The organism is Tamlana crocina (assembly GCF_012037625.1).
This window is the reverse complement of sequence record NZ_JAAVJS010000802.1, coordinates 1-292: the sequence shown is the minus strand read 5'-3', so window position 1 is coordinate 292 and position 292 is coordinate 1. Positions and strand designations below refer to the sequence as shown.

Below are 292 nucleotides of genomic sequence, written 5' to 3'. Positions count from 1 at the left end.
AAATAATAATTTTAAAAGAGAATCTTCTAAAAGCTCTTATAAGCTATTGTTAATTAGGTGCTTCTTCTTTTTCTGCCAGACTTTTTTTCCTGAAATATTCAATAGCTGTAGGCGCAGTTAACCCGTGAAGTACAATAGAGATAAGGATAATATAAGCAGTAATGGCATACAATTCATTTTTATGTTCGAAATAGTCAAAGGTTACAAATGCCCAGGAGAGGTAGAAAATTGAACCTATACCTCTTATTCCAAAAAAACTTACAGCGAGTTTACTTTTGAAGTCTTCTTTGAC

1 pseudogene is annotated in these 292 nt (G+C 31.8%); it reads right to left on the bottom strand.

Annotated elements, in window-relative coordinates:
* Positions 1-49 precede the first annotated feature (49 nt).
* Positions 50-292: pseudogene (locus HC176_RS19060) on the bottom strand (cation:proton antiporter); the annotation flags it as partial.